We start from the raw sequence: 25,459 nt of genomic DNA on the forward strand, positions 1-25,459 counted from the left end.
CCAGGACGTGAACACATTGCCTGACTTTTATTCTGCGGACTGGGCGGGTACCAGTACCGGTTTATTACCGGATGCCAGATACGTCGCCACCACAACGCCAACCCCGAGTAATGCCAGAATAAACCCGGTCATCCCCTGCCAGCCCATTGAATGGAAAACAAAACCGTTAATAAAACCAATAACCGAACCGCCCATGTAGTAGAAGAATAAATAGAGCGCGACGGCCTGACCTCTGGCATGGGTTGCATTTTTACTGACCCAGCTTAAGCCGATAGAGTGGCAGCCGAAGAAACAGCCGGTAAAAATCACAGCGCCAACAATAAAGGTGACGACGTTCGATGTCAGCGTCAGCAGCATGCCGAACGCCATAATCAGGAACAACACACGCAAGACTTTCATTGCGCCATATTTCGCCGATAAGCGGCCTGCCTGCGGAGCCGTAAAGAAACTCAGGGCGAAGCTAAAAGAGAGCAGACCTGCATTTGCCGGTGAAATATGGAATGGTTCACCTTTCAGGAAGAAGGCCAGATAGTTATACAGTGAGGTAAATGCGCCGAAGATAATAAAGCTGATGACAAACGCCAGCGCCAGATTTTTATTTTTGAAATGCGATGCCGCCCCTTTCACCATACGCATAGCGTTAAGGCTCTGCGTGGGTGTGAAGTTTTTAGATTCAGGCAGCAGGAACTTCACCAGAACGGCCACCACAATCAAACTGACCGCAAACCCGTAAAAGATGACATTGATTGAAACGTGATCGATCAGCTGGCTGGCAACAATACGGCCGGACATGCCGCCCATCGAGTTACCGAAGACAAAATAGCCCGTCACGATGCCTGCCGCCACCGGCGCAACCTCTTCGCTGATGTAGGCGGTGGCTGCCGCAGCGATACCGCTCAGCGCCAGACCAATTACCGCACGCAGCGCCACCAGCATCGCCCAGGATTCCACCAGCGGGCAGAGCAGCGTCAGAATACCGCCCAACAGGAGGGAGACGATAATTAAGCGCTTCCTGCCATAGTGATCGGATAACGTCCCGGTAAACAGCAATCCAATTGCCAGCAAGGCTGTTTCTGCCGATAAGATAATACTCACCTGGCTGACCGGGACATTATACTCCACAGCAAGCGTCGGAAGCAGTGGCTGAATAAAAAACAGAGAAGCAAGTTCAGCAAGCCCGGATAATGCCAGCGCCAGAATCACGCGAATATACGCGCTGGCTTTTACAGGATCGGGGGCTTTCAGGGTATTGTTAGCATGCGTTAACGCCATAATAACCTCAGTATTATAGTTAAGGTACAGAATGTAATTGTTTAAGGCAGAACTATTTCTTAGTTTGGGTTTTACCTAATCTACTTCAGAGAGCATTTTTTCAGGTACACAAACGGCACCTTCAAATAACTTACGGGAAGTCCGAATTACCGCGGCTCGGGTATTTGCGATATTGTTACCGTCCCTCAGTAATGAAACAGATATTTTCCCACTTGGGTGTTCTATATCAATAATATTGGTAAAGCGCTCCTTTGGACGATCGGCGACGATTTTAGCGGCGACGGAACCGTCAATGAGCGTCGCGGTCGAAATACCAATCGAGCCGGTAATGGCCAGTGATTTATGGCACGTGTGTGGCATGAAATACCGCACCTGAAGCGTTCCGCCGTTACGCGCCCGGCTCAGCAGAACCGGTTTAGGGATGACTTTGTTTGACACGTCCCCTAAGCCCATCGCCTCGCCCGCCTGACGACGCAGGTTCTCCAGCCTTGCTTTAAATGCCGTATCGGCGTCCAGTTCCGCGGGTGACTCCCCCCCTGTTTTTCCCAGGGCCGATGCCTCAATCAAAACCATCGGCATCGCCATATCAATGCAGGTGACTTCAATACCGTCGAACACATTTGTGACGCTGTCAGTCGGGAGTAATTTCCCTGTTTTAGAACCTGCAGAATTCAGGAAGGTTAAGCCAATGGGTGCGGCTGTACCCGGAACACCGTCAATTTGGGTATCGCCTTCATAGGTGACCCGATAATCAGGCGTTTGCACTTCCGCATCAACCAGCGTTCCGGTGTTAAGATTACGGATCCGCACCGTTGTCACCGGGCTTTGCGCCTTCACCAGCCCTTTTTCTATCGCAAAGGGACCCACGGCACAGAGCATATTGCCGCAGTTAGGCGTGGTATCGACGCGTCGCTCGTTCACCATCACCTGTGCGAATAAGTAATCCACATCTGCATCCGGGCTGTCGGAAGGACTGACGATGGCTACCTTACTGGTTTGCGGGCTTCCACCGCCAATGCCGTCAATTTCAAGTTCATGGCCTGCCCCCATCAAACTGAGTAACACCGAGTCGCGCGCTTCGGTTTCCTCAGGCAGGTCGCTGGCCAGAATAACGGGACCTTTTGACGTACCGCCACGCATTAATACGCAAGGGATCTTTAACATGTCTTTTTCTCATTTCGTTTTATCAGGAACGCAATAAGGTTTTCACACTCCTGTTGATAACTCTAATGTCAAAAAAAGCAGGATTAATACGTTTTGCACATTAATAGCCCTTACGTTATCGTGGTTAAAGGAAAGTTAGAACAGGATGCGGATATGCAACATGAATTACAGGGAATACAAGCGTTTGTAAAAATTGCAGAAATCGGATGTTTTACAAAAGCGTCGCAATTTCTTCATATTTCACAACCGGCGTTAACACGCAGAATTCAGAAACTGGAAGAGAGCCTGGGAGCCACGCTGTTTGAACGTTCGACGCGCAGCGTTAAGCTCACGACGGTGGGAAGAGAGTTTTTACCTAAGGCAAGGAATTTAATCGATTTTTATGAAAGCTCAATCCTGAGTATTAAAGAGATGGCGACGCATCAGGCAGGCGTTATTACGGTTTCTTGTATCCCTACTGCCGCCTTCTATTTTCTGCCATCCGTGATACGAGATTATAACAATGACTACCCAAACATCCGGATTCGTATACTTGAGCACAGTGCCAGCGATTGTCTCGAAGCGGTTTTAAATGGCGACGCAGATTTCGGCATAAATATGATAAACATCACACATCCTAATATCGATTTTGCGCCGCTGGTAAATGAACCCTTCGTTCTGGCATGCCGGCGCGACAATGAGCTGGCAAAAAAACCGCTGGTCACATGGGACGATCTGGCAGGACTAAAGCTGATTGGGGTAAGGCGCTCCAGCGGAAACCGTTCGCTTATCGATCAGGCTTTCGAGAAAATGGCCTGGAAACCGAACTGGTTTTATGAAGTGCGTCATCTGTCAACGTCGCTGGGGATGGTGGAAGCGGGTCTCGGCGTATCTGTCGTTCCGAGTCTGGCGATGCCAACCGATGAACATCATGTCCTGGTCAGTCGCCCGCTGATCGAACCCGTTATTCGCCGAACGCTGGGGCTTGTGCAACGCCGGGAAACAACGCTGAGTCCGGCGGCGGAAAAATTCCGCGAGCTGATTTTACATCTGTGGTCAGGCGAAAACAGCAGCCCGTGGATCGGTAAGTTTACGAAGTAGTAGCCGTCTCATATTGGCCCAAAAGTACCGTTATTGGTTCTCCAGGTGACTCCTGCCGTGGGTGACGGTGAGGAATAATGGCTCCCGAACACAACATAGAGGGAGTTATCGTGATGAAACCTTTTTTTCGTACGGCATTGATGATCGGCATGATGAGCGCATTTTCCACTTACGCTACCGCACAGGAGACAACCAGCATAAATAGCAAAACCATTCGCGCAATGACGGGCGCAACGGCAACCCCTTCCTTATCGGCTTCTGAAACTGCGTTAATCGTGGTGGATATTCAAAACGAATATTACGCATCAAAAGATTTTCGCGGTCAGATGGTTATCCCGGATGGTGAAAAAGTACTGAAAAACAGTCAAAAACTGGTCAGCTATGCCCATCAAAAAGGGATGCCGGTCTACTTCGTTCGTCATATGGGGCCGAAAGACAGCCCACTGTTTGCCGAAGGATCTGTTTATGCGCAGTTCCATAAAGATCTGCAGCCTTCTGCGCAAGACGCCATTATCACCAAAGCGACCCCCAGTTCTTTTGTTGGCACCGATCTGGATGCGCAATTAAAGAAAAAAGGGATTAAAACGGTGATTGTGATTGGCCTGATGACGCATATGTGCATTTCGTCGACTGCACGTGACGCAGTACCGCTGGGTTACAGCGTGATTATTCCTGAAGATGCAACGGCAACACGCGATCTTGATGACGGCAAGGGCGGCGTGGTGGATCACAAAACGCTGCAGCGAGCGGCATTAGCCGGTGTGGCCGATGTATTCGCTGAGATAATGACCACCAAAGACGTTATGGCACTGCCGGTCACAAAATAAGACCGGACTTGATCACTGTCGCCAGCCAGACTTCTATACTGGCTGGCACATGGAGGCTTTTATGACGTTGAAAATTGGTATTGTGGTATTTGATGGCATCATCCCTTTTCACCTTTCGGTGCCTTATGCCGTGTTTGAGAAAGCGCTAACGCCACAAGGCGAGCCCCTTTGTGAGTTAGTCGTTTGCGCCACAACACCCAGCGTACTTAAAACCAATGCCGGCTTTTCTATCGTTGTTGAACGTGGGCTGGATGCGTTGGCCGGAATGGATATGGTGATCGTCCCAAGCTGGGATGTCCCCGATCGTGCCCCGGATCCCGACCTCTTGCTGGCGCTAATAAAGGCGCATGCTGCGGGTGCACGCATTGTGGGTTTGTGCATGGGCGCGTTTGTGGTTGCCGCCGCCGGGTTACTGGAACATCGCCCTGCGACAACGCACTGGCGATGGGCGGCTGATTTTCAGCGCCTCTATCCCTCCGTACAAATGGACAAAGACGTGCTTTATATTGATGATGGTGACGTTGTCACGTCTGCGGGAACGGCGGCCAGCATTGACTGCTGCCTGCATCTGGTGCGTCAGGCCTGGGGAGCAGAAGTGGCCAACAGCGTAGCGCGTTTGCTGGTTGTGCCGCCCCATCGCCAGGGTGGGCAGCGGCAGTATGTAGAGCTGCCGGTTCAGAATACGCGTCGCGGGGATTATTTCACCGATGCGCTGGCCTGGGCGACGGAGAATCTTCAGCTCGCACTCACGCTGAATTGCGTGGCGGAGAAAGCCTGCATGAGCCGGCGCAGCTTTACCCGCCGTTTTCAGCAAACAACTGGGGAGAGTTTTTCGCGCTGGCTGCTTAACCAACGCATTATCGTCGCGCAACGCTATCTCGAAAAAACTGACCAGCCGGTGGAGGATATTGCTGAGCGCGTCGGTTTTCCCTCGACAACCTCCTTGCGCCGCCACTTTAACAATCTGCTAAATACGTCTCCTTCCCGCTATCGACGCGAATTTCGCGGCCGATAGCGGTCTACGTTATTTCCCGTGAGTATCAAACCCCGCCATCACCGCCGTCAGTTCTGCCAGTGAAAAACCGTGCTTCGGATCGTCAACGCCCAGCCTAAAGCGCGTCTGCATCAGTTGATACAGCGCCGCAGCATCGGGAAGATGGATCTGCTCCTCTACATGGCCATTCTGCCAGTGGGTAAAGTTAAAGTTGGTCAGCGTCAGCTTGCCGCCGTCCGGCAGATGACGACACATCAGCAGATGATGGCGGAAATGCGACTGCGGCCAGTGCGCCGACCAGAAATTCCCCATCACGTAATCACTGAAATACTGCGTCGTCAGGTCAAAGTGGTACATCGACTGCCAGTGCTCGTGGTGACGGAACTGCAGCACCCAGTCGTTCCCCTCGCTCAGCAGACGGTAAAGCCCGTGGGGCGTCTCCTGTTCTTCGTTTGCGAGCAGACGAATCGGCGCCGTCAGCGTCTGGCCGCCAAACCCAACGTCGGCAATCCAGCGCTCACCGTTAAGTTCCACCAGCAGCAGTCGGTGCGTGCGCGGCGGCATCTGCGGCGGACTCGCCAATACCACGCGGCCCAGCACGCTACGTACCGTAAACCCGACTTCGCGCAATACGCGCTCAAACAGGCCGTTTTGCTCAAAGCAATATCCCCCCCGGCGGGCGGTCACCAGTTTGTCGACCAGGCACGAATCGTCAAGCTGGATTTCGCGCGGCAGGACAACATCAATATTCTCAAAGGGGACCGCGCAGTTGTGATGTAAATGCAGCGCGCGCAGGGTGCCGATATCAGCAGAAGCCGGTAGCTTCCAGCCGATGCGAGCAAAATAGGCAGTCAGAAAGGGGGACATGCATCAGGTTCCTTTAAAAGTGATGTTTTGTTTATAAACTAATTCTACGCGTTCACTTTGATTTCCGTGCTTTTTCTGCATACTCCATTATTTATGAGGAGAACCTATGAGCCACTTTCGCCCTGTTGAATTACGTCATGCCAGCCGTCTGCTGAACCACGGCCCCACCGTGCTGATTACCAGCCGGGATGAAACCCTGGACAGACGCAACGTGATGGCCGCCGCATGGTCAATGCCCGTCGAATTCGAGCCGCCGCGCATCGCCATTGTAGTGGATAAAAGCGCCTGGTCGCGCGAGCTGATCGAACGCAGCGGGAAGTTTGGCATCGTCATCCCCGGCGTGGCGGCGGCCAACTGGACCTACGCTGTGGGTAGCGTCAGCGGGCGCGATGAAGACAAATTCAACTGCTATGGGATCCCGGTCGTAAACGGTCCCGCACTCGGCCTGCCCGTCATTGAAGAAAAATGTCTGGCGTGGATGGAGTGTCGGTTATTACCCGCCACATCGGCGGCAGAAAAATACGATACGCTGTTTGGCGAAGTGGTATCGGCGGCGGCAGATGAACGCGCGTTTGTCGCCGGACGCTGGCAGTTTGACAGCGATAAGCTGAATACGCTGCATCACCTTGGGGCCGGGACGTTTGTGGCGAGTGGGAAGATGGTGAAGGCGCTGGATTGATTTCGTCAATTATATCCTACTGAAATATAAGTATTTTCCATGGCATTTTATGTTTACCACAACGAAGTAAAACGGAGGATATTTCTGGGTCTGCTGCATTAGCAATTTTCATTAAGGAAATATCGATGTCATGGAATAAAGATGGTGCAATCTCATATGCCCGATCGCACGCCCAATCGAAGAGCACAGGCAATTGTGCTCACTACGTCACCGAAGCAATAAGAGCCGGAGGAAGATTAAAAATCCCTAATACGCGTCTTGCAAAAGACATGGGGCTGACATTAGTCAACGCTGGCTTCCGCCTGGTATATGATCAACCGCATGCAGGCGACGTAGCCGTTATCCAGAATATTGTGGGCCACGATAGCGGACACGTTTGCATCTACGATGGCCAGCAGTGGATCAGCGATTTTGTACAACGCACCCTGTACCCAGGACAGGCTTACCGAAGCATACAACCCCATTACGAACTCTTCAGGCATGACTAATGAAAGCACTCTTCTTTTTTCTTTTCGCCCTGTCTCCGTTCGCCGTCGCTGATAGCATCTCTCCACCGGGGATGGCGGCGCTTAAATTCAATCAATGGTATATCGCGCAGTTGAATCAGGACAAACCGCCAGTCCTCAATCCGGACAGCATGAGTGACTACGTTACTTCAGAAACTATCGCAGCAATTAAAGAGATGTACTCTGGCGACAGTAACGAAAAAGACATGCCCGATGCGGATATGTTTATTAAATCGCAGGACTGGAATGAGGACTGGGATCGGATAACAGTGTTGCATTCTGATTTTGATGCCGTTTGCACAAACGTGTATATCGCGTTTGGTAAAAAGCAGGATCACGTTGTTGCCGATTGTCTCGTTGAGGAAAAAGGGAAATGGAAAGTTCGATCAGCCACGCTGATTAAATGACAACGTGATATGAAAGCCGCCTGTACCAGCGTAAAAAGCACGCGGTAGCCCAGCGGCTACCGCGTGCAATTAATTAACTACTTCGCACGCCGCGCAATAATCTCATCCGCAACATTCCGCGGGGCTTCCGCAAAATGATGAAATTCCATCGTGTACGTCGCGCGTCCCTGGGACATTGAGCGCAAAGTCGTGGCGTAACCAAACATCTCGGCCAGCGGCACATCAGCACGAATAATCTGGCTTCCGTACTGCTCTTCCATCCCCTGCACCATGCCGCGACGGGAGGAGAGATCGCCCATAATGTTGCCGGCGTACTCCTCTGGTGTTTCCACCTCCACGTGCATGATCGGCTCAAGAATCGCCGGATCCGCCCTGCGAGCGCCCTCTTTAAAGCCGTGGATCGCCGCCATGCGGAACGCCATCTCCGAGGAGTCGACTTCATGATACGAACCAAACGTCAGCGTCGCTTTGACATCAACAACCGGATACCCCGCCAGCACGCCGCTGTTCATGGCTTCCCGCAGCCCTTTCTCAACGGACGGAATATACTCGCGCGGCACCACGCCGCCCTTGGTGGCATCTTCAAACGTAAAGCCACTGCCGGGTTCGGTCGGCTCAAGGCTCAGCACTACGTGACCGTACTGCCCTTTACCACCGGACTGACGGACAAATTTGCCTTCGATATCCTTCACCGCTTTACGCAAGGTTTCGCGGTAGGTTACCTGCGGGCGACCAATGTTCGCCTCGACGCCAAACTCACGCTTCATGCGGTCGACGATAATCTCAAGGTGTAGCTCACCCATCCCGGAGATAATGGTCTGGCCGGACTCTTCGTCAGTATGCAGGCGGAAAGACGGATCTTCCGCCGCAAGACGCTGCAGCGCGATCCCCATTTTCTCCTGATCGCCTTTCGTTTTCGGCTCGATCGCCAGCGAGATAACCGGATCCGGGAACTCCATCCGCTCAAGCGTGATCACCGCATTCGGGTCGGTTAAGGTATCCCCCGTGGTCACATCTTTCAGCCCAACGCAGGCCGCAATGTCCCCGGCGCGCAGTTCGTCCACCTCATGGCGATCGTTGGCATGCATCAGCACGATACGCCCGATACGCTCTTTCTTCCCTTTCACCGGGTTATACACCGCGTCGCCTTTGCGCAGCACGCCAGAGTAAACGCGGATAAAGGTTAGCTGCCCGACGTACGGATCGCTCATCAGCTTAAACGCCAGCGCGGAGAACGGCTCATCATCACTGGGATGGCGCTCGGCATGCTGCCCTTTTTCATCCACGCCATCAATCGCCGGCACGTCCAGCGGCGACGGCATCAGCTCAATGACCGCATCGAGCATGCGCTGCACGCCTTTGTTTTTAAACGCGCTGCCGCACAGCATCGGCTGGATTTCACCCGAGATAGTGCGAATACGCAGCCCTCTGATGATTTCCGCCTCCTCCAGATCGCCCGTCTCCAGGTATTTATCCATCAGATCGTCGCTGGCTTCCGCCGCCGCAGAGACCATTTTTTCCCGCCATTCCTGGGCGGTTTTCACTAAATCATCCGGCACGGGTGCGTAGGTGAACACCATGCCCTGGGTGGCATCGTCCCACAGAATGGTGCGCATCTTGATGAGATCCACCACGCCGGTGAAATGCTCTTCCGCGCCAACCGGAATCACAATCGGTACCGGATTTGCCTTCAGGCGCTCCTGCATCATCCGCACGACGCGGAAGAAATCGGCACCCGGACGGTCCATTTTGTTGACGAAGGCCAGACGCGGTACGTGATACTTATTCGCCTGACGCCAGACGGTTTCGGACTGAGGCTGCACGCCGCCAACGGAGTCATACACCATCACGGCACCGTCGAGTACGCGCATGGAACGTTCCACCTCAATGGTGAAATCCACGTGCCCAGGGGTATCGATGATGTTGATCCGGTGCGGTTCAAACCCTCTGTCCATACCCGGCCAGAAGCAGCTGACGGCCGCGGAGGTAATGGTGATCCCGCGCTCCTGCTCCTGCGCCATCCAGTCGGTGGTTGCCGCGCCATCGTGTACTTCGCCCAGCTTGTGGCTCATCCCGGTGTAAAACAGGATGCGCTCGGTGGTGGTCGTTTTACCGGCATCGATATGCGCGGAGATACCGATGTTGCGATAACGTTCGAGAGGGATGGGTCGGGGCATGATATTTCCTTAAGTCTTTATGACCTGTATGTGACGACCGGGATGGTCGCGTATTCGTTCGTTTGCTATAATAGTCCTATTGTACGAGTATTATCGAACTATTTTTTAGTAGTTGACCTATTGTTGATATAGCTCAATCTGACGTCATACGCAGGAAAACGATGATCCAAAACCATCCCGAAACTGAACAAATACTGCTGGAAAATGTGCTGTTTGCCCTCGGCAACCCGCTCCGGCTGTCGATTATTCGCCGGCTTGCCGACGGCAGCGAACTCAGCTGTAATGCGCTGCGCCCGGAAGATGTGGTGAAATCCACGATGACCCATCACTGGCGCGTGTTGCGCGACAGCGGGGTCATCTGGCAGCGTCCGCAGGGACGAGAAAATATGATTTCGTTGCGCAGAGAGGAGCTGGATGCCCGTTTTCCAGGGCTGATGGAAATACTTTTGCGGGCTAAATCATAAGGAGGGGCCTGGTTTCCCCCGATCATTGCTGTCAGCGATATAATAGAAAACGCCCCGTCAACATTTGAGGGGCATCACGTCAGCCATGGGATTTATCTTACGTGCATACGATATTCAATCATGCCGCTTTTTCTCGCAACCCAGTCATACAATCGTTGCCCGCGGTAATTCGCTTCATGCGTATGCCAGTAAAGATGAGCGGCATGGTGTTTTCTTGCTTCTCGCTGAACATATTCTATTAACTGTTTGCCAATGTGTTTGCCCCTGACAGCATCGCAAACATATAAATCTTCGAGGTAACAGTAATCGCTCTCAGCCCAGGTCGAGCGGTGAAAAAGGTAATGAGCAAAACCCACTATCTCACCATTAAGTCTCGCCACCACACAGAATAGCGGTTCAACGGGGCTGAAAAATCGTTGCCAGGTTCGTTGCGAAACAGCGCCTGAGAGATCGACCTGATAAAATTCCTGATATTTCCCCCACAGTGGCAACCAGCTTTCATAATCACCCTCCCGGACAGCCTCAATGGTCACAATCGTATTATTCATACCAGCCTCGTTGTTTATTCATGATTCATTCTGGATTCCTGCATATAGCACATCACGGCAGTCCTCCACGGTTTCGGGACGAGTGTATGCGCTAAATGGCACGGTGAGCCCCGCCAATTTTCGCAAATGAAGCAGACCAATTTTACCGTATTGTTTTAGAATGAAGGCCACACGAGGGAGAGTGGAAAAAAATGTTTAAGCACGCACAGCTTGAAACGGTTAAGGCATGGATAATTGATCCTTCAAACGGATCGCTGCCCCTTCATGAACGGATCCAGAGAGCGATACGGACTCTGATACTGGAAGGGATCTTATCTCACGGTAAGGCCCTCCCTGCTTCACGTGCGCTGGCTACCTCACTGAATGTTTCCCGGGATACGATTGAAGCAGCCTATTCCAGCCTGCATGCAGAAGGTTTTATTGAGCGACAAACGGGCAGAGGAAGCTTTGTCTCTTCCAGCGCGCGATGTTTAAAACCCCATTCCCGACAGCATCATCCAGCCGCAGAGAGACGAAAAGCAAACCTCAGCGCCCGTGGAAAGGTCATCTATGAAAGTGGCGGGATCCGCGAATTTTCTTCGCCCCGCCCGCTGGCGCCAGGTATCCCCGAGACCCGCATGTTTCCCATTCCAACCTGGGAGCGCCTTCAGCGGCAGGTCCTGAAGGAATATCAACACCGAATATTAGAGCAAAGTCCTCCGCAGGGCATGGAACGCCTGCGGAGAGCGATCGCGGAATACGTCAATCTTGAGCGCGGAACGCGAGCGAGGGCTGAACAGGTCATCATTCTGACAAGTTCTCAACAGGCGCTTGCTCTCTGTTCCCACGTGCTGATGGACGCCGGGGATGGCATTGTCATTGAAGATCCCTGCTATCAAGGGGCACACAAAGCGTTTAACGCTGCCGGACTGCAGCGTATTCCGGTTCCTCTTGACGATAAAGGCCTCTCTGTTGACGCACTGAATTCTCTGACCGAGCCTGCCAGAGCTATCTACCTTACGCCTTCTCATCAGTATCCTACCGGGGTGACGCTCTCTCTTGACCGACGACTGGCTGTCATTGACTGGGCAAATCGTCACTCCGCCTGGATCATTGAGGATGACTATGACAGTGAGTTTCACTACGAGGGAAAGCCTATGGCCTGTCTTCAGGGGCTTGATGCTTACAACCGGACGATTTATATCGGCACGTTCACCAAGTCCCTGTTTCCCGGGCTGCGTATTGCGTACATGATCGTTCCCTCAGAACTGACAGAGCCCCTGACCATGGCCAGGACATTAATGGACGGCCATACCGCTTCAATCACCCAACTGACGCTGGCTAAATTTTTGGAGGGAGGGCATTTTGGTGCCTATATTCGCAAGATGCGGAGCGTTTATGTTGCTCGTCGCGACAAACTGGCTAGCCTGATGGACGAGTATCTTTCTGATTATGTTGTGTACGTAACACCAACAGGTGGCATGCAGATGCCTTGTCACCTCAGGAACGGCATATCCGAGAAGGAGATTGCCGCCGCCGCCCGCCGCGCAAATGTTGATATATTAGGGCTTACCGGTTTATATGCGGGCAGCCCCGTAACCAGCGGTTTTTTAATGGGATTTGCCGCTTACACGGACAGGGAAATGGAAGACGCAGTAAAAAAAATGGCGGCAATTTTCCGTCTTGCTTAAGGAAATACTGTTGCAGGCGCGTCAGGCCCATTATTGCCGGGAGGTCATAGCACCTCCCGACCTCTCATCAGGACGCCTGCGTCGACGCGAATTTCTTCGCAATCATTTCAGCGTTGGGCTGTAATCCCCCCAGGCTCCACTGCTCAGGGTCGTGCTCATCAATCCGGATCCAGACCGAGCGCCGGAACTCCGGATCCCCTCTTCCCTCGATTTCCACCATTAAGTCCGTCATCCGGCGCAGCAGCTCGCTCTTCTGCTCGTCGTTCATGATCCCTTTAATCGTTTGTACATTCACAAAAGGCATTGTATTCTCCCTATCACCAAGGTCTAAAAATCATACTTAGGTTAGAAAGGAAAACATCCGGTGTCAAAAGATAAATCGTTGCCTTACCTCTCGCCCGAACTGTGCGGTCTGGCTGAAGGGGCCAAAATCGTGGGCGATCAATGGATTTTACTGATCCTGAGGGAGGCATTTTATGGGGTGACGCGCTTTGAAACCATGCGAAGCCATACCGGGATCACGAAACAGACGTTAGCGACGCGTTTAAAGCAGATGACGGAGCTGGGGTTGCTTTCCCGAATACCTTACCGGGAAGAAGGTGAACGGGAACGCTATGAATACCAGCTTACCGATAAAAGCCGCACCCTTGCCCCGGTGCTTCTGTCGCTGATGGAATGGGGGCACAAACATGTGTTACACACCGCGCCGCATTTAACCCTGGTGGACAGCGAAACGGGGGATCCGTTGCATATTGGCTACGTGAATACGCGGGGTCAGGAGGTGAAACAAAATCATGTTCACATTGTGCCGTCAACCAGGGGGTAAGCCCGGCGATGTCGCCCGGCTTACCCGCATCACGTTACATGATCCATCCCATCAGCAGCGTGGCAACGATCACCGTCGACGCGCCGCCGATGCGGGTGGCAATCTGTGCAAACGGCATGAGCGACATCCGGTTAGAGGCGGACAAAATGGCCACGTCCCCTGTCCCGCCCAGACCGCTGTGGCAGCAGGTCACAATAGCGGCTTCCACAGGATACATATTCAGACGCGACGCAATAAAGTAGCCGCTCAGCGCCATCGCAATCACGACCGAACCGCACACCACTACGTACCCCACCGAGAAGACCGACACCACGCTCTCGAGCGGCACATATAACATCCCGAGGCCGATCATCAGCGGCCAGACAAGCGCAGCCGAGACGAATTTATAGCAACTGTGCGCGCCCTGCTCCATGGACGCCGGGATAACCCTGAAGTATTTACACAAAACGGCAATCAGGATCATCAGCACCGGGCCGGGAATGTGGACCAGTTTTTCAAACAGCCCTCCGACGATGAAAAACGCGCACACCATCAGCAACCCGCCGCCCATCAGATGAAAATCCGTCTGTTGAGCACTTTGCGCCCCGGCAAACAGGCTAGCGTCTTCTTTGCTCCGCGTGAGCATACCGTTACCCGAAAGCGCGGGACGTTTCGCCCCGAGACGCGCCAGCGAGCCGGCACAAATTATGGCGAAGATATTTCCCACGACCGCAGCGGGTGCCAGCTGAGCAACGTAGACGTCCGGCGTTTGTCCCAGTATGGCCGAATAGGCCAGGGACAGGGGCAAAATCCCCTCGCCAATCCCGCCGCCAATAATCGGAACGATGATAAAGAAGAACGTGTGGTAAGGGGTATAACCAAACAGCGACCCCACAATGAGCCCGCTCAGCACAGCCATGAATGTTCCTGCCGCCAGCGGAACAAACATGCGCATCATCCCCTGGATCAGCAGCACCCGGTTCATTCCCAGAATACTGCCGACCACCAGGCAAGCGATGACGAAATAGAGCAGATTCGCCTCTTTCATCAGCAGATGCACCGTACCAAGGGTATGTTTGTCGAAGACGCCAAAATAGACCAGCACGGAGGGCACCATCAGGCACAGAATTGCCGGACCGCCGATATCCTTCAGCAGGGGGATTTGACGCCCCACTTTGGCAAACGCGAAACCGAGGGTCATGATGACCGCAAGTCCACCAATCATATTTTTCGGCAGCAGCCCTGCCCAGGCGGACGTCGCCACAATGGCGGCAATCCCGACAAACAGCATCAGCGGGACCGCGCCAACCTCGGTATTGTTGAGTCCAAAGGCGAAACGCGAGGTCGGCAGCGCAGAAGTCGGTACAGGATTATCTTTCATATAATCACCTGAAAATTGTGTTCGGATATGCAGAGAAAGGAATAAACTGGAACTATTCCTGATACGAATAAATGTTCTTAAATACAAATAATGACTTAGATGGCCTTTTCTAAAAACAGGCTCACTGTGAAATTATCACGGGCTTATCAGGAGAAATGTGAACAATACTCCCCTTTCTCTTTAAATAACTTAATTCACCATTAAGTAACTAAAGTTATTTATGGCTGCTAATGTCGTTTTCTTGCGTCTTATCAATTTTTAACGAAAGTATTACTTATCCAACTAATGCAATCTTTTTGAAATTAATAAAACCAGAGAGAGTGTGACCCTTGTCACTCCTGCCCTGCTATCTAACCGCTAGATTAGCGCTGCAACAAAACACATAAAATACCCTACAGGAAATACTATGCCTTCATTACTATTACAGTCACTGTTTCCGCTCGTCTTTATCATGTTACTTGGATGGCTAAGTGGAAAGCTGGGATATTCCCGGCGTGAAGATGCAAACGTCATGGCAACCGTGGTGATTCGTTTTGCCCTGCCTTTCCATCTTTTTATTGGTGCATTGCATACCGATCCCAATAAAATTAAAAACCTGACGTTTATGGCCGTTTTGGTTGTCGGTTTAATGGGGTCTTATTTACTGACGTTATTTATTTCACGCTATGTTTTTCGCCACGATATCAAAACCAGCGCCATTCAGTCTCTGGTTTGCGCCTTTCCTGATATGGCCTACTTCGGCGCGCCGGTTCTGGCGGTATTGATTGGGCCAGAAGGTTTTATCGGCGTCCTGATTGGCAATATTATCACGAGCGTTATCATGATCCCTCTGACTATCGTCCTGATTCGTATGGGGGATAAAAACGGTCATGACGGCCTGGAGGCACTACACCCGGGCACGATGATTGTGCAGAATCTTATCAAAGCGGCACGTAATCCTATCGTCTGGATACCGGTCTCCGGCGTGCTGCTCAGTCTGGCCGGCGTGCAGATCCCGTCTATTCTCAGCATGCCCATTGAGATGGTGGGTAAGGTTTCAGGCGGACTTTCCCTGTTTGCCCTCGGCCTGCTGTTTTACGGTGAGCGTCCAAAGCTGAATGTGCAGACCTTTACCAATATCAGTATTAAAAACCTTATTCAGCCGGCGATGATGGCCGCCGCAGGGCTCGCCTTTGGCCTTAGCCATACCCTACTGCAGCAGGTTGTTATTATTGGCGCGACGCCTTCCGCTATCGCCGCGGGCATGTTTGCGTTACGCAGTGATACCTATATTGATACTGCTTCCTCATCCATCTTAATTGGTACTGCCGTCGGGGTCGTGACCGAAGGCATTATGATCTATTTCATCTCTTAATCTGTTTTATTTAAAAAATTCAGGAGTTAACTATGTCTCGCAAAGAAGTGTTGTATACGCCCTATAACGGAGCCGTACTGCTGGAGAATCCGTTATTAAATAAAGGACTCGCTTTCATTAAAGAAGAGCGGGATAATTTTAATTTGCATGGGCTATTACCGCACAACGTTGAAACGATTGAAGAACAAACCGAACGCGCCTGGGTGCAGTTCTGCCATTTTAAAAGCGATATTTCCCGTCATGTTTATCTGCGCAATATTCAGGATACCAATGAAACCCTCTTTTATAACCTCCTGCGTTTGCATCTGAAAGAGACGTTACCGATTATCTATACCCCGACCGTGGGTGAAGCCTGCGAGCATTTCTCCACCATTTATCGCCGCGCTCGCGGGTTATTTATTTCATGGCCTAACCGCCATCGTATTGATGAGATGCTGCAAAGTTTCTCGCGCAACGACATTCGCGTGATTGTGGTGACGGACGGGGAGCGTATTTTAGGTCTTGGCGATCAGGGTATCGGCGGAATGGGCATTCCGATTGGTAAGCTGTCGCTGTATACCGCCTGCGGGGGGATCCATCCGGCCTCTACCCTCCCGATCATGCTGGATGTCGGTACCAATAATCAGCAGCACCTGGACGACCCGATGTACATGGGCTGGCGTCATCCGCGCATCAGCGACGATCAGTACGCTGAGTTTATGGATATGTTTGTCAGCACCGTCAAAGCGCGCTGGCCAAATGTTCTCCTGCAATTTGAAGACTTTGCCCAGAAAAACGCCACCAGACTGCTCCAGCGCTACCGCGACCAGCTGTGCTGCTTTAATGATGACATCCAGGGGACGGCAGCCGTCACCGCAGGTACGCTTATTGCCGCGGCCCATGCGGCGGGCACGCGCATTCGCGATCAGCGCGTAGTCTTCCTGGGCAGCGGCTCCGCCGGCTGCGGAATTGCAGAAAAAATTGTGGCGCTGATGGTGGATGATGGCCTGACCGAGTCCGAAGCCCGCAGCCGGATCTTTATGGTCGACCGCTTCGGTCTGCTGACCGACGACATGACCAACCTGCTCGATTTCCAGAAAAACCTGCTTACCGCGCGCGACGCCATTAGCCGCTGGCAGGTAGAGGCGAAGAATATTTCCCTGCTGGACGTGGTGAAGAATGCGCATCCAACGGTGATGATTGGCGTTTCAGGCCAGCCGGGGCTGTTCAGCGAAGAGATTGTCAAAGAGATGCATCGCCACTGCCCGCGCCCGATTATCATGCCGCTCTCGAACCCGACTTCTCGCGCAGAGGCACAGCCGCAGGATCTTATCGCCTGGACCCAGGGCGCCGCGCTGGTAGCCACCGGCAGCCCGTTTGCTCCGGTATTCTGGGAGAATGCGCAGTATGAGATAGCACAGTGTAACAACGCCTATATTTTCCCGGGGCTGGGATTAGGGGTTCTGGCCTGTGACGCGCGCCGGGTAACCGAAGAAATGTTAATGGCAGCAAGCCGCAGTCTGGCCGCGCAGTCGCCACTGGTCACCACGGAAAAAGGTGGATTGCTGCCGCCGGTTGATCGTATTGAAACGGTGTCACGCCAGATAGCCGTCGCCGTCGCACGGGCCGCAATTGCTCAGGGGGTTGCCCCGGCGATAGATGATGAGATGTTGATGGCGCGCATTGAGAAGACCTGGTGGCAGGCAACCTATGCGCCTTACCGCCGATCCGCGCTGTAGCTTCGGTCATGCCCTCACCGCGCGGTGAGGGCCTTTGTGCTGTTTTAGTGCTGTACGCCCGAGCGGTCAGAAAAATCGTCGACGGACAGAATATCAACCCGCGGTGCCACCTGTTTGCGACGGGCATAGCGGTCAGGCTGGCCGTCAGGACGCGTTTTAAAGCGGCGGTGCAGCCACATATACTGTTCTGGTGCCATCCGTACCGCTTGCTCAATCGCCCTGTTCATTTGCGTCGCAACGGATTCTTTATCTCCCCCCTGCAGCGCTTCACCGATATCCTCCAGAATAATCAGTTCGTAACCTGTGCCATCCGCCCTGCGTCGCGGTACGAAGGGGATAACGGCAGGCCGTGCGCTCTTGACCAGCATATAGCTTCCCGCCGTCGTGGCGGCATCCGGTACCGCAAAAAACGGCACAAAGACGCTATTGGTTTTGCCATAGTCATGGTCCGGGGCGTACCACAAAATTTCATTCTGCTTCAGCGAGCGGATCATGCCTTTTAAATCATGGCGGTCGAGCATGGTTTTATTGGAACGCAGGCGCCCGCGCGTCTGCAGCCAGTCCAGCAGCGCATTATTGTTAGGACGATACACCCCAATGCCGGGGTTAAGCATGCCAAAGATCCGCGCGCCCAGCTCAAGGGTGAGAAAATGCATGCCAACGAGCACCACGCCATTGCCTTTCGCCCGCGCTTTTTCCATGTGCTCATAACCCACTACGGTGTAGCATTTCCGCACCCGCCACGCAGGCCAGAACCACGCCATCCCGGTTTCGATCACCCCCATTCCTACCGATTCGAAATTACGCTGCAGCAACGTCTCGCGCTCGTCCTCACTCATCTTAGGAAAGCACAACTCAAGGTTGCGACGGGCAATCTCGACGCGGCGAGGGAGCAGGCGCATCGCCAGCCGCCCAAGGCTGTGGCCGATTCGGAACAACAGCGGATAAGGTAGCAGCATAATGAGCCACAGCGCGGCAATGCCGGCCCAACTGAGCCAGTAACGGGGGTGAAGAAAGGCAAGTGAAAACCGGGGTAATTTTGTCATCAGAAAATTATCCTTTAACGTGTCTGTCCTTAACTGATTCTGGTGAAGATTTTTCCTAAGGATTTATGAAATGTCATGCAGAAACGTGAAGTGTAACGGATAAGACAAAACTCATTTTTATCGATTTTTGCGAAAAACGGGAAGACAAGGCGGGGAAAACCGGGGAGTGCGGATCCGCTCCCCGGCAAAAGATCTTACATTGAATAGCCGGGCTTCTTAATAAGCTCGTCCAGCTTCGGTCCTATTTCGGTATCCCAGACCTGCGCTTTCCAGTCCTCCTGGTTCACCTGGTTCAACGCCACCGACACGGAACTGTCTTTGCTGTTGAAATGGCGAATAATCACCTCGGCAATATCCGCCGCCAGGGCGGTTTTTTGTTCGTCGTTCAAATCACGGGGAAAACATTTGATATCTACGTGTGGCATATGCAGGCTTCCAGTTGTGAGTCAGAGCTCCACGTTATCAGATAATATCGTTGGCCTTTAACACCTTGTGCAGTTCCGGCAGCTGGCATACGGTGTCCGCGATGGCCGTCAGTTTCGGCGTATTGGCCGCAAACCAGGCGTGACGGGGACCCCAGGTGCGCGCCACCGCAATGTACACATCCAACAGCGTCAGCCGTTCTCCCAGCGCAAACGGGGTAGCCTTGAGCCGATCTTCGAACCACAAATAGAGAGATTTCCGGTATTCGATGCAGTTTTTCTGCAGCTGCTCCGGCGCATCCGGCACCCAGCGTTCGGGATAGTCTGCGTATGTAAACGTGGGATAGACGTTCGCCACAAACCAGATGAGCAAACGTTGAAACTGCTGACGTTCGGCCTGCCCTACGGGCGGGGCGAGATCGGGACATCTGTCGAGCACCATCAGGGCAATCGCTGCCGTTTCGGTCATGATGACGCCATTTTCCAGCTCCAGCGTGGGGACCTGGCACAGCGGGTTCAGCTTTTTCAACAGCTCACGCTGCGGACCGGGCTGGTCAAACCCGTCCACGTTGATAAATTGATAAGGGATATCAGCCAGGGTTAGCATCACTTCACTGATTGCCGAGCCCCAGCCGGGTACGCCATAGAGTTTAATCATGTTGCCCCCTGAGGGTAAGGGATGAAAACCCTAAGTGTAGAGCACCATTAGTAGGTTATCCCAGGCGGGTTGACATCCGATTGCGCCACCGCTTCGCCCTGCTCTCCCCAGCGCGCCAGCACCTTCTGGTAATCTCCCCGCTTAATCGCACCGTTCAGCGCGGCCTGCAGCGCGTACACCAGCTTATTGCCTTTTTTGGTGGTCGTCGCGACATAGGCTTTTTTCGGCCCTAAACCGACCACGCGGGTTTTGCCGGTGAGCGCCGCTTTATAGGCTGAGACCGACTGCGGCCCGAAGAACACATCCGCCCTGCCGGACTGAATATAGAGATTGCCCGAGGCATCGTCGAGGAGATAGACCGGCAGCGCAGGCGCCCGCCCTGCCTTTTGGTTCTCTTCGTTCCAGCCCAGCAGGATACGTTCCTGATTGGTGCCAGAGCCGACAATCACCTTTTTTCCCGCCAGATCTTCCGCGTTTTTAATAGACTGCACATCACTGGTGGATTTCACCGAAAACGCGAGTGAATCAACACGGTAGGTCGCAAAATCGAACTTCTCTTTACGCTGTTCGGTCACCGCAATGTTCACCAGCGCCACGTCGTAGCGCCCGGAGGCGATCCCCAGCGGCCAGTCTTCCCACGCCGTCGGCACCAGTTTCAGCTTCAGCCCCAGGCTGCCCGCCAGCAGGCGGGCGATATCCGGGTCGCTGCCAATCCGCGTCCGGTTATCGCTGGCCAGCAGCGCCAGCGGCGGAGAGTTCAGCGCCGAAATGGCGACCGTCAGCGTCCCCGGTTCAACAAACTTATAGTTCGCGGGGATCTTCGCCACCGCCTGAGGATCGACCGTCACCGGCAGCGGCTGCTCGTTGGCTTTTAAATCAATGCTGGCGTGGCTGGCGGCTGAGAAGATCAGCCCCGCCAGAAGTCCGTATTTCATCTTCGCTCCTTACAGCACTTTCGACAGGAACTGACGCGTTCGCGGGTGTGACGGTCGGTTTAACACCTCGTCACTGCTGCCCTGTTCCACAATTTTTCCGTCGACCATAAACACCACCTGATCCGCCACTTCCCGGGCAAAGCCGATCTCATGGGTGACCACCACCAGCGTGGTGCCGGACCGGGCCAGTTTTTTGATCACATCCAGCACTTCCCCCACCAGCTCTGGATCCAATGCCGAGGTAGGTTCATCAAACAGCATCACGCGCGGTCGCAGCGCCAGCGCGCGGGCAATGGCAATGCGCTGCTGCTGGCCGCCGGAAAGATGGCGGGACCAGGCGTCTGCTTTATCCCGCAGCCCAACCACGTCCAGCAGGCTGTACGCCCTTTCCAGCGCCTCTTTTTTGCTGAGCTTTTTATGCGCGATCGGTGCCTCTATCAGGTTTTCCAGCACCGTGAGGTGCGGAAAGAGGTTGAAGTTCTGGAACACATAGCCCACGTTCACGCGCTGCTTGAGGATCTCCTTCTCTTTCAGCTCGTAGAGCCGGTCGCCCTGACGGCGATAGCCAATGTAATCGCCGTCAATCTGGATAAAACCTTCGTCGACGCGCTCCAGGTGGTTAATGGTGCGCAGCAGCGTCGATTTGCCCGAGCCGGACGGCCCGAGGATCACCGTCACCGAACCGGGCGGGATCTCAAGCGTGACGTTGTCGAGCGCCTTATGGCGGCCAAAAAATTTACTGACGCCGGTAATCGAAATGTGTCCTTCAGGAGAGGCTTGCATGGACGGGCTCCTGTGCTGGTGCGGTGGTGACGGAACGGCTACGACGTGTAGCGCGGTTCTGATTAACGGCAGAGCGGCGTTCGCTGCGGGCGAGCGCGCGTTCGACACCGTACTGGATAGCGGACAAGACGGTGGTAATCACCAGGTACCAGGCGGCTCCAACCATCAACAGCGGGATCACCTCCTGCGTGCGGTTGTAGATCATCTGGATGGTGTAAAACAGCTCCGGCATCGCCAGGACGTAGACCATCGCCGTGCCCTTGGCGAGGCTGATGATTTCATTGAACCCCGAAGGCAGAATAGTGCGCAGCGCCTGCGGCAAAATGATGCGCACCGTGCGGCGCCAGGCCGGCAGGCCGAGCGCGGCGGCGGCCTCATACTGTCCGTGGTCGACCCCGAGGAATCCGCCGCGAATTATCTCGGCGGTATAGGCGCTCTGCACAAGGGTAAGACCCACCACGGCGGTGGAGAACTGCCCCAGCACGTTGATGGTTTCAAAACTGCCCCAGGTGATGCTGGTGAACGGCACGCCAAGCGAGAGCGTGTCGTAGAGATAGGAAAAGTTGTACAGGATGATCAGCACCACGATCAGCGGCAGCGACCGGAACAGCCAGATGTAAGCCCACGCCAGGCTGCTCAACAGCCAGGACGAAGAGAGTCTCGCCAGGGCCAGCATGCCGCCAATCACCACGCTCAGCGCGGTACCAATCAGCGTCAGCAGCAGGGTCTGACCGACACCTTCGAGGATCACCGGGTCAAAGAACCAGCGGGCGAACACCGCCCACTCCCAGCGCGGGTTAAAGGCCACCGACTGGATCACGACCGCCAGGACAAACAGCGCCACCGCGGCGCCGACGGCCCGCAGCGGATATCGCGCCGGGACCACCTTAATGGTTTCAACGTTGCTCATCGTCGTTCCTCATGCGGTTTGACTGAACGCTTCGCGTACCAGCGTTTTGATGAAACGCAGCCGGCCGTCAAACGGCGGCTGGCTATACTCTTCCGGATCCCGGTTCAGATCGAACTGCGGCTGATAGCCCTGGCTGAGATAGAGCCTTACTGCCTCCGGCTGACGAAAACCGGTTGTCAGGTAGATCTGGCTATACCCTGCCAGCACTGCCCTGCGCTCCAGCTCCTGCACCACGCGCCCGGCAAGCCCCTGCTGGCGCAGGGATTTGTTGGTCCAGATACGTTTAATCTCTGCGGTTCGCTCGTCAAAGGGCTTGTAGGCGCCGGTAGCGATGATTTCACCATCGCGTTCCAGGACGATAAACAGCCCCTGCGGCGCCAGATACCATTCCGTCAGCTCGACTTCCGCGTCCTTAGAGAAGTAGTCCCCGTAACGGGCCGCATATTCACCGAACAGCCCCTCGATAATGGGCTGGAGTTCGGCATCTTCCGGCGAAACATCACGAAATTGTTCGCTCATCACGCCTCCTTAATCACCCAGGCCAGCCGGGTTCACTTCTGAATTCGGGATGCGCTCAACCCCTTCTCCCCAGCGGTTCAGCACTTTGTCGTAATCGCCGCTTTTGATAGCACCGTTCAGCGCGGTTTGTACCGGCTCGACCAGGCCGCTGCCTTTTTTCAACGTTACCGCAATGTGCGCCGCCTTCGGCCAGCCGCCGTCGACGCTGCCGACCAGCTTGGTTTTACCTGTCAGCGCCGCTTTCCACGCGCCAATCACGTTCGGGCCAAAGTAGGCGTCCGCGCGCCCGGACTGCAGCGCCAGGGTTTGTGCCGCATCGTCTTTGGTGTAGATCGGGGTAAAGGGTTTCAGCCCCTTCTTCAGGTTTTCGGCATTCCATGCCAGCAGAATGGCTTCCTGATTGGTGCCGGAACCCACAATAATCCGCAGCCCGGCGATGTCCTCCGCCTTCTGAAGCGAGGTAATCGGGCTGGTGGATTTCACGTAGAAACCGAGAGAGTCCTTACGGTAGGTGGCAAAATCAAACTTCTGTTTGCGTTCTTTGGTGACGGTGATATTGCTGATGGCCGCATCGTATTTCCCGGATGCCACGCCCAGCGGCCAGTCTTCCCAGGAGGTTGGCACCACGTTCAGCTCCAGCCCGAGACTGTCTGCCACCAGTCGGGCGACGTCGACCTCGCTTCCCAACAGCGTTTTGTTGTCATCGGAGAAGACCGTCAGCGGCGGAGAGTTAAGCGCGGCTACCGCCACGGTAAATTTCCCCGGCACGGCAAAGCGATAATCTTTCGGCAGCTGTGCGATGGCATCACCGTTTTTGGCGGTGTTGATCGGCGTTTTATTGGCCTCAATGCTCACGCCGGTGCCGTTAATATTCACATTCTCTGCCCAGACGGCAGGGGTAAAGGCCAGCGCGAGCGCCAGAATAAGCGATGTTTTCTGCATAGCGGTGTTCTCTTTTATTGTTGTGTGAAGGCGTTTTTCGGCTCGTCCAGGCCTAAGCTTTCGCGCAGCGTGGTGCCGGGGTATTCGGTGCGGAACAGGCCGCGAGCCTGTAACACGGGCACCACCTGGTCAACAAAGCGCGGGAAGGTGTCCGGCGTACCGCCCTGAATGATGAAGCCGTCTGCGGCATAGCCTTCGAACCAGGCCTGCAGACCATCTGCCACCTCTTCCGGCGTACCGGAAAAACGCGGGCGCGGCGACGCGGCTTCCAGCGCCACCTGACGCAGGGTTAAGTTGCGCTCGCGGGCGTTACGCTTGATTTCATCGGTGGTGCTGCGGAAGCTGTTTTTACCTAAGTCGCCGATATCCGGGAACGGTTCGTCGAGCGGATACTGGCTGAAATCATGATGTTCAAAATAACGCCCGAGGTAATTGAGGGCATCGTTAATCGACACCAGCGCCGCCGTGGTTTGATACTGGTTTTCCACGTCGTCGGCGTCTTTACCCACAATCACGCTGACGCCCTGGAAAATATGTAAATCAGAGGCACGGCGGCCGTGCGTTTCCAGCTGCTGCTTCACGTCGCGATAAAAGGCTTTTGCTTCCTCAACGGTTTCGTGATGGGTAAAAATGGCGTCGGCATGTTTCGCCGCCAGCTTTTTCCCGTCATCCGACGCGCCGGCCTGGAATACAATCGGACGCCCCTGTGGAGTACGGCCAATATTCAGCGGCCCGGCGACCTGGAAGAAATCACCGCGGTGATCCAGCGCGTGCAGTTTGGCCGGGTCAAAAAACTGACCGCTCTCTTTGTTGCGCACAAAGGCATCGCCTTCCCAGGAATCCCACAGCCCTTTCACCACGTCGAGATACTCATCGGCGATCCGGTAGCGCAGCGCGTGTTCAGGGTGTTTCTCGCGGGAAAAATTCTTCGCCGAACCTTCCAGCGGTGAGGTCACCACGTTCCAGCCCGCGCGGCCATTGCTCAGATGGTCGAGGCTGGCAAACTGTCGCGCCGTGGTAAAGGGCTCGCTGTAGGAGGTGGATAAAGTTCCCACCAGCCCCAGGCGCGAGGTAATGCTGGCGAGAGCGGATAATACCGTCAGCGGTTCAAACCGGTTTAAAAAATGCGGGATCGACTTTTCGTTAATATAAAGACCGTCGGCAACGAATAAGAAATCGAGTTTGCCCTCTTCCGCCTTTAACGCCGTCGCTTTGACGAAATCAAAATTGATGCTGGCATCGGCGACGGCCGCAGGGTGACGCCAGGCGGACATATTCCCGGATGCACCATGCAAAATGGTCCCGAGCCGCAGTTGACGATGTGCAGACAT

At 54.1% G+C, this 25,459-nt stretch carries 25 protein-coding genes and 1 pseudogene; 10 read left to right on the forward strand and 16 right to left on the reverse strand.

What is annotated here, in order from left to right:
* Positions 1–27: 27 nt before the first annotated feature.
* Together E3U32_RS21475 and E3U32_RS21480 are read right to left on the reverse strand one after the other, a co-directional pair.
* A complete protein-coding gene (locus E3U32_RS21475) occupies positions 28–1,272 on the reverse strand; it encodes an MFS transporter (protein WP_134350429.1) in 1,245 nt (414 codons plus the stop codon).
* Between the two features lie 75 nt (positions 1,273–1,347).
* Entirely contained in the window at positions 1,348–2,436 is a 1,089-nt protein-coding gene (locus tag E3U32_RS21480) for a 4-oxalomesaconate tautomerase (RefSeq protein ID WP_134350430.1), read from the reverse strand.
* Positions 2,437–2,589: 153 nt separating this feature from the next.
* Between E3U32_RS21480 and E3U32_RS21485 the strand changes: the two genes are divergently transcribed.
* The 3 genes from E3U32_RS21485 to E3U32_RS21495 all read left to right on the forward strand — a co-directional run bounded on the left by E3U32_RS21485 (position 2,590) and on the right by E3U32_RS21495 (position 5,358).
* Positions 2,590–3,516 carry a LysR family transcriptional regulator gene (locus tag E3U32_RS21485; protein WP_134350431.1) on the forward strand — a complete coding sequence of 309 codons (927 nt, stop codon included), beginning with the start codon at positions 2,590–2,592 and terminating at the stop codon, positions 3,514–3,516.
* Positions 3,517–3,629: 113 nt separating this feature from the next.
* The gene (locus E3U32_RS21490; protein WP_134350773.1) at positions 3,630–4,343 is read left to right on the forward strand and encodes a cysteine hydrolase family protein; all 714 of its coding nucleotides are present in this window, start codon (positions 3,630–3,632) and stop codon (positions 4,341–4,343) included.
* A 61-nt stretch (positions 4,344–4,404) separates the two neighbouring features.
* Entirely contained in the window at positions 4,405–5,358 is a 954-nt protein-coding gene (locus tag E3U32_RS21495) for a GlxA family transcriptional regulator (protein ID WP_134350432.1), read from the forward strand.
* Positions 5,359–5,367: 9 nt separating this feature from the next.
* On the opposite strand, the gene nhoA is transcribed toward E3U32_RS21495, so the two are convergent.
* The gene (gene nhoA, locus E3U32_RS21500) at positions 5,368–6,204 is read right to left on the reverse strand and encodes an N-hydroxyarylamine O-acetyltransferase (protein WP_134350433.1); all 837 of its coding nucleotides are present in this window, start codon (positions 6,202–6,204) and stop codon (positions 5,368–5,370) included.
* A 106-nt stretch (positions 6,205–6,310) separates the two neighbouring features.
* Between nhoA and E3U32_RS21505 the strand changes: the two genes are divergently transcribed.
* On the forward strand, positions 6,311–6,883 hold the full coding sequence (locus E3U32_RS21505; RefSeq protein ID WP_134350434.1) for a flavin reductase family protein: 573 nt from the start codon (positions 6,311–6,313) through the stop codon (positions 6,881–6,883).
* 281 nt (positions 6,884–7,164) lie between these two features.
* Here the strand turns inward: E3U32_RS21505 and E3U32_RS23930 are convergent, their stop codons facing one another.
* Positions 7,165–7,380: a hypothetical protein gene (locus E3U32_RS23930; protein WP_166790969.1), complete on the reverse strand. Its 216-nt coding sequence runs from the start codon at positions 7,378–7,380 to the stop codon at positions 7,165–7,167.
* On the opposite strand from E3U32_RS23930, the gene E3U32_RS21515 reads away from it, so the two are divergent.
* Positions 7,371–7,796, forward strand: coding sequence for a DUF3828 domain-containing protein (locus E3U32_RS21515; protein ID WP_134350436.1), 426 nt, complete (start codon positions 7,371–7,373; stop codon positions 7,794–7,796). The genes E3U32_RS23930 and E3U32_RS21515 overlap by 10 nt on opposite strands.
* 77 nt (positions 7,797–7,873) lie before the next feature.
* Here the strand turns inward: E3U32_RS21515 and fusA are convergent, their stop codons facing one another.
* Positions 7,874–9,973: an elongation factor G gene (fusA, locus tag E3U32_RS21520; RefSeq protein ID WP_134350437.1), complete on the reverse strand. Its 2,100-nt coding sequence runs from the start codon at positions 9,971–9,973 to the stop codon at positions 7,874–7,876.
* 161 nt (positions 9,974–10,134) lie between these two features.
* Here fusA and E3U32_RS21525 point away from each other — a divergent pair, with 161 nt between their 5' ends.
* Positions 10,135–10,437 carry an ArsR/SmtB family transcription factor gene (locus E3U32_RS21525; RefSeq protein ID WP_134350438.1) on the forward strand — a complete coding sequence of 101 codons (303 nt, stop codon included), beginning with the start codon at positions 10,135–10,137 and terminating at the stop codon, positions 10,435–10,437.
* A gap of 92 nt (positions 10,438–10,529) precedes the next feature.
* Here E3U32_RS21525 and E3U32_RS21530 read toward each other — a convergent pair whose 3' ends face one another.
* The gene (locus E3U32_RS21530; RefSeq protein WP_134350439.1) at positions 10,530–10,985 is read right to left on the reverse strand and encodes a GNAT family N-acetyltransferase; all 456 of its coding nucleotides are present in this window, start codon (positions 10,983–10,985) and stop codon (positions 10,530–10,532) included.
* A gap of 191 nt (positions 10,986–11,176) precedes the next feature.
* Between E3U32_RS21530 and E3U32_RS21535 the strand changes: the two genes are divergently transcribed.
* On the forward strand, positions 11,177–12,655 hold the full coding sequence (locus E3U32_RS21535; protein ID WP_134350440.1) for a PLP-dependent aminotransferase family protein: 1,479 nt from the start codon (positions 11,177–11,179) through the stop codon (positions 12,653–12,655).
* Positions 12,656–12,722: 67 nt separating this feature from the next.
* Here E3U32_RS21535 and E3U32_RS21540 read toward each other — a convergent pair whose 3' ends face one another.
* The gene (locus E3U32_RS21540) at positions 12,723–12,959 is read right to left on the reverse strand and encodes a tautomerase family protein (protein WP_134350441.1); all 237 of its coding nucleotides are present in this window, start codon (positions 12,957–12,959) and stop codon (positions 12,723–12,725) included.
* Between the two features lie 60 nt (positions 12,960–13,019).
* On the opposite strand from E3U32_RS21540, the gene E3U32_RS21545 reads away from it, so the two are divergent.
* Entirely contained in the window at positions 13,020–13,481 is a 462-nt protein-coding gene (locus tag E3U32_RS21545) for a winged helix-turn-helix transcriptional regulator (protein WP_134350442.1), read from the forward strand.
* 34 nt (positions 13,482–13,515) lie between these two features.
* Here the strand turns inward: E3U32_RS21545 and E3U32_RS21550 are convergent, their stop codons facing one another.
* The gene (locus E3U32_RS21550; protein ID WP_134350443.1) at positions 13,516–14,841 is read right to left on the reverse strand and encodes a 2-hydroxycarboxylate transporter family protein; all 1,326 of its coding nucleotides are present in this window, start codon (positions 14,839–14,841) and stop codon (positions 13,516–13,518) included.
* A 406-nt stretch (positions 14,842–15,247) separates the two neighbouring features.
* On the opposite strand from E3U32_RS21550, the gene E3U32_RS21555 reads away from it, so the two are divergent.
* Complete coding sequence (locus E3U32_RS21555) at positions 15,248–16,195, forward strand: AEC family transporter (protein WP_134350444.1); 948 nt, start codon at positions 15,248–15,250, stop codon at positions 16,193–16,195.
* A 32-nt stretch (positions 16,196–16,227) separates the two neighbouring features.
* Positions 16,228–17,913 (forward strand): NAD-dependent malic enzyme, encoded by a 1,686-nt coding sequence (locus E3U32_RS21560; RefSeq protein WP_134350445.1) that lies wholly within the window; start codon positions 16,228–16,230, stop codon positions 17,911–17,913.
* A 44-nt stretch (positions 17,914–17,957) separates the two neighbouring features.
* Here E3U32_RS21560 and E3U32_RS21565 read toward each other — a convergent pair whose 3' ends face one another.
* From E3U32_RS21565 to E3U32_RS23830, 8 genes and pseudogenes are all read right to left on the reverse strand, one after another.
* A complete protein-coding gene (locus tag E3U32_RS21565; protein ID WP_134350446.1) occupies positions 17,958–18,959 on the reverse strand; it encodes a Kdo(2)-lipid IV(A) acyltransferase in 1,002 nt (333 codons plus the stop codon).
* 194 nt (positions 18,960–19,153) lie between these two features.
* Complete coding sequence (gene pptA / locus E3U32_RS21570; protein ID WP_047348369.1) at positions 19,154–19,384, reverse strand: tautomerase PptA; 231 nt, start codon at positions 19,382–19,384, stop codon at positions 19,154–19,156.
* A 37-nt stretch (positions 19,385–19,421) separates the two neighbouring features.
* Positions 19,422–20,039, reverse strand: a complete 618-nt coding sequence (locus E3U32_RS21575) for a glutathione S-transferase family protein (RefSeq protein WP_134350447.1) — start codon at positions 20,037–20,039, stop codon at positions 19,422–19,424.
* A gap of 47 nt (positions 20,040–20,086) precedes the next feature.
* Complete coding sequence (locus tag E3U32_RS21580) at positions 20,087–20,974, reverse strand: transporter substrate-binding domain-containing protein (RefSeq protein ID WP_134350448.1); 888 nt, start codon at positions 20,972–20,974, stop codon at positions 20,087–20,089.
* A gap of 9 nt (positions 20,975–20,983) precedes the next feature.
* The gene (locus E3U32_RS21585; RefSeq protein WP_134350449.1) at positions 20,984–21,757 is read right to left on the reverse strand and encodes an amino acid ABC transporter ATP-binding protein; all 774 of its coding nucleotides are present in this window, start codon (positions 21,755–21,757) and stop codon (positions 20,984–20,986) included.
* The gene (locus tag E3U32_RS21590; protein ID WP_134350450.1) at positions 21,741–22,667 is read right to left on the reverse strand and encodes an amino acid ABC transporter permease; all 927 of its coding nucleotides are present in this window, start codon (positions 22,665–22,667) and stop codon (positions 21,741–21,743) included. Before E3U32_RS21590 ends, E3U32_RS21585 begins: the two co-directional genes overlap by 17 nt.
* A gap of 9 nt (positions 22,668–22,676) precedes the next feature.
* Positions 22,677–23,186: a GNAT family N-acetyltransferase gene (locus E3U32_RS21595; protein WP_134350451.1), complete on the reverse strand. Its 510-nt coding sequence runs from the start codon at positions 23,184–23,186 to the stop codon at positions 22,677–22,679.
* 9 nt (positions 23,187–23,195) lie between these two features.
* Positions 23,196–25,459: pseudogene (locus tag E3U32_RS23830) on the reverse strand (NtaA/DmoA family FMN-dependent monooxygenase).

The organism is Lelliottia nimipressuralis, from assembly GCF_004402045.1.
In the GTDB taxonomy this organism is placed as follows: domain Bacteria; phylum Pseudomonadota; class Gammaproteobacteria; order Enterobacterales; family Enterobacteriaceae; genus Enterobacter; species Enterobacter chinensis.